This is a genomic window from Winogradskyella sp. UBA3174 (genome assembly GCF_002364335.1).
Taxonomy (GTDB): Bacteria; Bacteroidota; Bacteroidia; order Flavobacteriales; family Flavobacteriaceae; genus Winogradskyella.
The window spans coordinates 1-224 of record NZ_DEXW01000065.1; the positions used below are offsets into that span (position 1 = coordinate 1).

1 pseudogene is annotated in these 224 nt (G+C 32.6%); it reads left to right on the forward strand.

The features are described from left to right. Positions 1-224: pseudogene (locus B2U95_RS13055) on the forward strand (FAD-binding oxidoreductase); the annotation flags it as partial.

Consider the following 224-nt stretch of genomic DNA (forward strand, 5'->3'; position numbering starts at 1 on the left):
ATGTATTCAGGTTTTGCAATGTCTCTAAAACGGAAGGAGAAAACCTTAAAAATTAAAAATAAATTTAAGAAAGACGAATCAGAATACATCATTTTAGTGGGTTCTGAAACAGGAAACACCATCAGTTTTGCCAATCTATTTTTTGATGCGTTAATCGCCAAAGGGCACACTGTCTTTATAGACGAACTGAATACTTACTCAAGTTATAGAAAAGCAAAACAACT